The organism is Psychrobacter sp. FME13 (assembly GCF_014861395.1).
Taxonomy (GTDB): Bacteria; Pseudomonadota; Gammaproteobacteria; order Pseudomonadales; family Moraxellaceae; genus Psychrobacter.
Map to the genome: position 1 here is coordinate 20,698 of NZ_RRYV01000033.1, position 7,896 is coordinate 28,593.

At 42.3% G+C, this 7,896-nt stretch carries 6 protein-coding genes; 2 read left to right on the top strand and 4 right to left on the bottom strand.

The features are described 5' to 3' along the window. Positions 1–83: 83 nt before the first annotated feature. The 3 genes from purE to EI164_RS06455 all read right to left on the bottom strand — a co-directional run bounded on the left by purE (position 84) and on the right by EI164_RS06455 (position 2,525). Complete coding sequence (gene purE, locus EI164_RS06445) at positions 84–644, bottom strand: 5-(carboxyamino)imidazole ribonucleotide mutase (protein ID WP_192519160.1); 561 nt, start codon at positions 642–644, stop codon at positions 84–86. Positions 645–733: 89 nt separating this feature from the next. Then, positions 734–1,708, bottom strand: a complete 975-nt coding sequence (locus EI164_RS06450; RefSeq protein ID WP_192519161.1) for a metallophosphoesterase — start codon at positions 1,706–1,708, stop codon at positions 734–736. Positions 1,709–1,916: 208 nt separating this feature from the next. Then, on the bottom strand, positions 1,917–2,525 hold the full coding sequence (locus EI164_RS06455; RefSeq protein ID WP_192519162.1) for a rhomboid family intramembrane serine protease: 609 nt from the start codon (positions 2,523–2,525) through the stop codon (positions 1,917–1,919). A 437-nt stretch (positions 2,526–2,962) separates the two neighbouring features. On the opposite strand from EI164_RS06455, the gene EI164_RS06460 reads away from it, so the two are divergent. After that, the gene (locus EI164_RS06460) at positions 2,963–4,534 is read left to right on the top strand and encodes a hypothetical protein (RefSeq protein WP_192519163.1); all 1,572 of its coding nucleotides are present in this window, start codon (positions 2,963–2,965) and stop codon (positions 4,532–4,534) included. Positions 4,535–4,832: 298 nt separating this feature from the next. Then, positions 4,833–6,410, top strand: coding sequence for an OmpA family protein (locus EI164_RS06465; protein WP_192519164.1), 1,578 nt, complete (start codon positions 4,833–4,835; stop codon positions 6,408–6,410). A 113-nt stretch (positions 6,411–6,523) separates the two neighbouring features. On the opposite strand, the gene nagZ is transcribed toward EI164_RS06465, so the two are convergent. Beyond that, complete coding sequence (gene nagZ / locus EI164_RS06470; RefSeq protein WP_192519165.1) at positions 6,524–7,609, bottom strand: beta-N-acetylhexosaminidase; 1,086 nt, start codon at positions 7,607–7,609, stop codon at positions 6,524–6,526. Positions 7,610–7,896: the final 287 nt, after the last annotated feature.

The window sequence follows — 7,896 nt, forward strand, 5'->3', positions numbered from 1 at the left end:
GTAAAACCCATCTAAAAATAAATATCAAGTGAATAAGTTTGGTGGTCACTTTGCTTGAGCTAAGAATAATTAGCTATTGATGATTAGTTATTGATGATACCGGGTGTTGGGCTGGCTAGAATGGTTTCGGTTTGCGTCTCACGTAAGCTGTCTAGTTTAGTCGCAATGGTCTCATCGTGTAAGGCTAAAACTTGAATCGCAAGCAAAGCAGCATTATAAGCCCCTGCTGTACCAATCGCTAATGTCCCAACAGCGACACCTTTTGGCATTTGTACGATAGACAGTAAGCTATCCCATCCGCTGAGCATCGATGATTTTACAGGAACACCAAAGACAGGTAGCGGCGTTTGGCTGGCGCACATGCCGGGTAGATGCGCAGCACCACCTGCACCAGCGATGATCACTTGTAAGCCCTTACCTTTTGCATTTTTGGCATAATCAAATAATCTATCAGGGGTACGATGTGCTGAGACTACTTCGCACTCAAAGGCAATATCAAAGTCTGCGAGTAGTTGTGCCGCACCGCTCATAGTTGCCCAATCAGATTGCGAACCCATGATGATACCAACTTTTGGTTGACCAGCAGGAGAAGTGATAGGTCCGTTTTGTTCAACAGTGTTAACAGTCGCTGATGTGGTGCTCATGCTTTGATATCCTCAAAAAGACCATCATACAAAAATTTTGCCGTCTTCGTAAAGCCAAGTTTACTTTTTAATACTATAGATGAACAATCTTATTGGGATTGTCGACCTATATCAATGTTTTCATCATGTCGATGTTGTACGAAGTTTTCAGGTTTGAGTGGTAAAGGCTGCTGAGTATCGAGCTGATAACAAGTAAGGTAGCCGCTATCTACTGCAGCTGAATAGTCGGTACAGACAACCTTTTGGCTAAGTGGTTCAGGCATACCCGTTAACCAGTAATGACCAACAAAGACAGGTTTGTGCGTCTTTATGGCAAAGTTGATGTTTTCGGCCATCGCATCTTTGGGGATTTGTGCCATGGCGGATGAAGGCGCACGTGCAATCTCATGCAGTGTGCGTGACTCTAACTCATCAAGCCACCAACGTACCCGTACCCGTGAGCGTTTAGTGCCTTCTTTATCAGTCATCACCAAACCATCAGGTAGTGGTGTTTCTACACCTTTTAATACTCGCTCTAAGGCATCGAACTGTGCGGTGTCTTCTTTGGCGGTAGCGATTAAACCTTGTGGCGTTAGGCAGTTGGCATCAGTCAATAATGGTTTTAGCATCGTCATACTATCTACATCCCAGCAAGCATGTACAAAGCAGGCATAATCAGTTTCGATCCACAATGGAATCTCATACAACCGTTGTAGCCAATACTGATGAGCTTCGGAATCAAATGGTAGTTCTGCTAAAAATGCCTCATGCTGGCGTACATGCACCTCATTGTGTGAGCGCAGATATTGAGTAGGGTTATCAGGATCGAGCGTGGCAAAAGCCAGTGCATTGTACTCATGATTACCCATCACCGCATCAGCCACACCAGCATCTAGCATGGCAAAGACAATCTCTAGTGTCGCTACCTGCTGTGAACCACGGTCGACCAAATCACCGATGAATAGTGCACGATGACCTGCGGGCGGCATAAAGCACGTACCATCATGCACGTAGCCTAATTGTAGTAGTAGGCCGACTAACTTGTCTGCATAACCGTGAATATCACCGATAACATCTATAATCATAATTAACTATTACATCTTAATATATAAAAAAAGTGAGTAGTTTATAACAATACAATAGGGTTGGTCATTATCTGCCAGAATTTCAGAATTTCAGAATTTCAGAATTTCAGAATTTCAGAATTTCAGAATTTCAGAGTATCAGAGTATCAGAGTATCATGACTTGAGAGCATCATGACTTTCGAGCATCATGATTTTAAAAAGTGGCTGCTAAAGACTAGGCGACAACAAAGCATTGATAAAATGTAACAATATGCGCGGATCTAGAATAATCGTGGCTATTACGCCAAAAGCACCGCCCCACATATGCGCCATGTGATTAATGTTTGAACCACCACGTTTATCTGCATAGATGCTATAAGCGACATAAGCGACAGCAAATAATATGGCTGGAATAGGAACAACGGCAAACAAATAGATTTTTTCCCATGGTGCGAGCAGAATAAAAGCAAATAAGACAGCTGACACACCGCCTGAAGCACCAAGGCTCAAGTAACTGGCATTTTTTTTATTTTTCAGGTAGCTTGGAATCATTGCAACAATAATGGCCAATACATAAAAAATCACAAAGCCATAACCAAATAAAAATGACCGATACAACCCTTCAATCGCGCGTCCAAAAAAATACAAGGTAAACATATTAAAGAGCAGGTGCATACTGTCAGCATGAATAAAGCCATGCGTTACAAAGCGATCCCATTGGCCGTTGTTTACCGCTGGTGGATAAAAAATTAGTCGATTAAACAAGGTTTTGTTTTGCCATGCTAATAAGCTGACAATAACGGTAATGATAATAATCAGGGTCGTATGATCGAACAACGGGAAATCCTTAGGCTACGCCTGATATGGAGCAGCACTATAAATGGCGATGTGACAAATAATTAATAGTGAATTATTGAGCGCTAATATTAACAACAAAGTTATACTAATAGTAGTTATGATGCTATGAAAAAACTATTGTGCGACAAAACAATGCACTTTTATGCTTTTATAGTCAATAATATAGCAATGTGTCAGACATAGTACGTAATGCTTCGTATGATGACCGTAACGATGACTGCTGATTTATGACTGGCTCTAATATAGTCACAGCACTCTAAAATGGCCATAAGACAGCCGGCTTCAGATTGTAGAAGTAGTGCCTTTAGAAAAGGTAGCACTGTAGCAGTTTATGGTTTTCTGACTATATATAAAATAATAATGACCACCTCATTCTTTTTCAGATGTAAAGCAAAGGCCGCAAGAGGCAATAATTTATGAGTATTATCGACCAATTAGAAAAAACCGTTACTCCTGCTGTATTAGGGGAGTGTGATAGTAAGGACAGCGTGGCTTATGTCAGTCTACTTGAGCAGTTTTATGCCATTTTAGCAGCGCGCCTCGCGTTGCCAGAGATTTACTCGCAATTACTTCGCACAGAGGAAGTTACAGACCAGTCGCTTTTCAAACAGTTATGGTCAGAAAATGATATGCAGCAGGTTGTCATCCAAGAGCTAGCAGCGACACATCATATTGACGATTCGATTACTGAACAGTTACTTATAAACTCAGCACCATTGGTTTATAGCGAGCTTAAAATATTGGCCAATGGCCAGTTTTTACCAGCATTCCTGCAAGGAGAGCAGTCAGCGTTACGTAATTATTTGCCAGTATGGGCGGCAGAGGTTATCAATGCTTATCAAGACAGCGACAAACAATCTACCTCAAGCAGCATCGCAGATACCATTACTGTGCCAGTAACTGACAATCCCTCAATTACTTCTTTAGATAAGCCTGATGAGTTCAGTGCAGGTACAAGCTCAATTATCACATCGACATCGCTTGATATAGAAAATACCACGGCAGAAGATGATGAAATACCAGCATCTGACGACGATTTTTCTATGAATACTGATGCGATTCATGCCAATCCTTCAGATCATCATTTGGCAGAAAGTGGTAGCAATTCGCGAGGAAAAGTACGTACCCGCAGTCAGCGCAATGATTTATTGGTCAAAATAATATTATTAATAATAGCTATTATGGCGTTAGCACTGGCGGCTTGGGCCATATTAATTAGGCCTAATAACGTTCCACCGGTAGAGCCTGTTGTGCCAGAGCCTGTCGTTGCTGCACCCATGCCACCTGTAGAAGTATTGACGCCAGTCGAGCTCAACGTTGGAATGGACAACAGTGGAGGGCTATCTAGCTGTAGTGCTGTTGTTGGCGATGAAGCGCTACAGAATGCATTGCAACAAGCACTTAATACCAGTTTAGGTCAACAAGCGAGTAATTGTGAGCTAACAGTACAGGAAGGCGTCGCTACCAGTATGGCGAACCTACCTACGGAGGTGCTGCCTAATATTTTTAATCTGCTCAGGGCTGTGCCATTTGCACGTTTAGAGTTGCAGAATGATCGTCTCACGTTGGCCGCGCCAGATAGTATGTTATTGCAACGACTGGTTACGGATATCCGCACGTTGGTGCCAGCGATGAATATAGAAAGCACGGCGCCATTGCCATTACCTGAAAACGTCAATAATAATGAAACGGCAGGCATGGACGATCAATTTGGAAATGAGGGCACAGCTCCAAATGATCAGTATGTTGAAGGCTATAACGATAGTGAGCCTAGAGATTTCCAAACTGCAGATGATGATACTGATGATCGCATGTTACCTGTACCTAATCCTAACAGTTTTGACAACAATACTCGCAGTGAGCCGACTAACAATACTCCTAGTAATGTACCGGCGAGTAGTCCACCACCAGGTCCTTTTTCAGAATCAGAAGTGGATGAAATGGCAAATACCGTGATTATTGCTGAACCTGCGCAAGTAAGACAATAATCAATTTGATAAAAAGATTAGGCTAACCGTGGTTGATTTAAGGTGATGATATAAGATTCTCTTATCAACATCACTTTATTTATAAGGATGTTTGACAATCAAAATATTATCTAACGTATCATTTGCACAACAACGTGTTGATTGTTGATGCTGACTTAATACTTTTATAATAATGAAAATAGAATTTGGTTTAGAAAATTTTATGTATAGTTGGTTTAAGTAAGATGAAAGCTTTTACTTTATATCATCATGATGTCTAACTATATCGATAAACACTAATAAATAGGGGCGTTATATTATGGATATTACCAGTCATTTGACTAGAACAGTGAGCCCAGCAGTACTAGAAGATGACCATAGTCCAGCTAAGAAAAATTTACTTGAACAGTTTTATGCTATTTTTGCGGCTCGCTTAGCGGACAGTAGTACTTATAACCGTTTTGCCGATGAAAATATCGCTCGTGATGACCAAGCATTTTATGACCGTGTATGGACCGATGGCTCACAACGTGATCAAATTGCTCGTGAGTTGGCGGGTAAGCATGATGTCGATGCGACAGCCTCTCGTGGATTGATTGCGATGGCCGCACCACTTGCCTTTTATGAAATCAAAAGTTTGGCAGGTAGTACGCCTGTGCCGCAATTTTTGAGTGATAATCTTGCCAGCTACCAACACCATATACCTGCATGGGCAAGCACTGTATTACTGGGAACTATATCAGCTAGCACAGCGGCAGTTGAAGAACCTCTTGCTGATACGGTCAGTACCACTACAGCACCACAGCCACAGCAAGAAGAGCAACAAGGTGGGTTTTTGAAAGCACTATTGCCAATCATTGGTTTGATTATTTTGAGTGCATTGGCTTGGGCGTTACTGCGTGGTTGCCAAGAAAACCCTGAGCCTGTTGCCACGCCAGCCATGTCACAACAGATAGCAGGTGCAAGTAATGTAGAAGCGGCTTCATTACGTGTGGCCACAGATGAAAACAGTGAATTGTATGCTTGTCGTATGAGTGTGGGCGATGAAACGCTACAGACCAACGTAATGGCTGCGCTCACTGCTGCATTTGGTGATGAAGCCAATAAGTGTCGTGCTGATGTTGATGATCATTTTACGGTAGACATGCCAGTAGCAGCTCAGCTTACGACTGTTTTGCCTATTCTAAAAAGTGTACCAAATGCTAGTATGATTATTGAAGGTGACACTATCACTGTCAATACGTCTGATGCGTTAGCATTGGACAAGCTAATAGCTGACTTAAAAGCAGCGGCGCCAGCGATGAAAGTGCAGGCTGAGAGGCCATTAGACTTAAAAGATGAGATAGAGAGTAGTTTGTTCGCTGCAACTAATGCGATGAAAAATCTTGGTGACAATCCAGATCCAAGTGATGTGGCTCGTGCATTAAGTGTTCAGATTATTAATTTTTCCGTAGATGACGCAACGCTGCCGGAGGTAAATAAAGAGTTACTTGATCAGGCCACCAAAATTATCGCCGAAGTGCCAGATATCAAGCTGATGATTATCGGTCATACAGATGGTCAGGGATCGGATGATCATAATAATGAGCTGTCTCGTGAGCGTGCCAACGCCGTCAAAGAATATTTAGTATCGCAAGGTGTCGATACCAATAAGCTTACGACGAGAGGTATGGGTGAGTCAGAACCTATCGCTGATAACTCGACTGAGCAAGGGCGTTTTCACAATCGTCGCATTGAGTTTGTTGTCAATGATGAGCCTAGCAGTGCGAATGATGGCATGACCATCAATAATGAGTCGCTTGATCCAGATTTAAATCCTCTTGATAGTGATAATGATGACATGCTACCAGATAGTGATGATGTTACTCAAGATATGGATGTAGACACAGCAAACTAATCTATAATATTTTGAGTGAAAATAGTTCATGATGGAAAAATCGCACTTTATAAAAGTGCGGTTTTTGTTTTTTTATATTTGCCATTCTATTATTTATGGATATTTCACAAGCCCTACTTATATGCCGTAGGGTCTTTGGCACTGTCATGATTATTTGTCGCTTGCGGCTCAGGTTTTGTGTCAAAAAAGGTTTGAGTCACATTCTGTTTGGCTTGTTGCCAATATTCAAATTGCTGGCAGGTAGATTCCAGATCTCCTTGCCATAGTGGAATATTGCCACACATGGTTTTGATACGATTTTGATTGGGGTAGGGCAACTCTTGTGCCGCTTCAGCTGCTTCATGGGCGGCGACTCGATCATTACAAACTAGTGCGATATCACAACCTGCTTCAATAGCGGCTTTTACACGTGCGCTGACGTCACCTGCTGCTTGAGCACCTGCCATACATAAATCATCAGAGAATAAAACGCCATTAAAATCGAGTTGATCACGGATAATGTCTTTTAGCCAAATCTTGGAGAATCCTGCTGGTTGGTCATCGACTTGCGAAAAAATAACGTGAGCAGGCATTAAAGCATCGAGCCATGGCAGTGTTTGTGCAAAAGGCTGCATATCACTCTGCATAATCTCGTCCAAACTACGTGTATCTACTGCTTCAGCTACGTGTGAATCAGGAGCAATGGCGCCATGACCAGGGAAGTGCTTGCCTGTAGTTGCCATACCCGCTGCTTTCATGCCGCGCATAAACTGAGTTGCCAACGCAATAATGGCTTGTGGCTCCTGATGAAAGCTACGGTCACCAATCACTTGACTAATACCATCTCTATCAAGCACAGGAGCAAAGCTCAAATCCACCCCAACAGCCAACACTTCTGTGGCCATCAAATAACCACAATCGTAAGCACAGTTCAATGCACGGTTTGGGTCTCGGTTAAATAACTCACCCAGTCTGCCCATCGCTGGTAATGGCGTAAAGCCATTACGTAGCCGAGCGACCCGACCACCTTCTTGGTCGACACCGATTAATATATCAGGATTGTGATAGCGTATATCGTCACACAATGCTCGCACTTGCGCGGCATCTGCGACGTTTCGGGCAAATAAAATAACGCCGCCAACTTGTGCTTGTTTGATTAGGCTAACATCTTCATTCGTCAGTGAGGTACTATCGATATCAATCATTAAGACGCCGTACATTGCGTAATCCTTATGGTGTTATATGATGGGTAATGCTAAAACAAGCATGAACAGTCAATATGTTCTTATTATGACAGTTATTATTAATTGAGCATAATATGGCAGACTGATGAATCCAAATCAATTTGTATAGTCAGTGAGCTACCAAACCGCTACGGTGTTATTCTCCTTAGATATGCAATCTGCAGTCGGCTGCTTTGTATCTATTTTAGAATTGTTTGACTGCAGGTAGGGTAACCCTCCCAAACTTAAGACACCTAATAAATAGAATTAAGCTGCCTGATTGA

Bases quoted from the DNA above. Each gene is read 5' to 3' on its own strand.
- purE (WP_192519160.1), bottom strand. From the start codon at position 644: ATGAGCACCACATCAGCGACTGTTAACACTGTTGAACAAAACGGACCT.
- EI164_RS06450 (WP_192519161.1), bottom strand. From the start codon at position 1,708: ATGATTATAGATGTTATCGGTGATATTCACGGTTATGCAGACAAGTTA.
- EI164_RS06460 (WP_192519163.1), top strand. From the start codon at position 2,963: ATGAGTATTATCGACCAATTAGAAAAAACCGTTACTCCTGCTGTATTA.
- EI164_RS06465 (WP_192519164.1), top strand. From the start codon at position 4,833: ATGGATATTACCAGTCATTTGACTAGAACAGTGAGCCCAGCAGTACTA.
- nagZ (WP_192519165.1), bottom strand. From the start codon at position 7,609: ATGTACGGCGTCTTAATGATTGATATCGATAGTACCTCACTGACGAAT.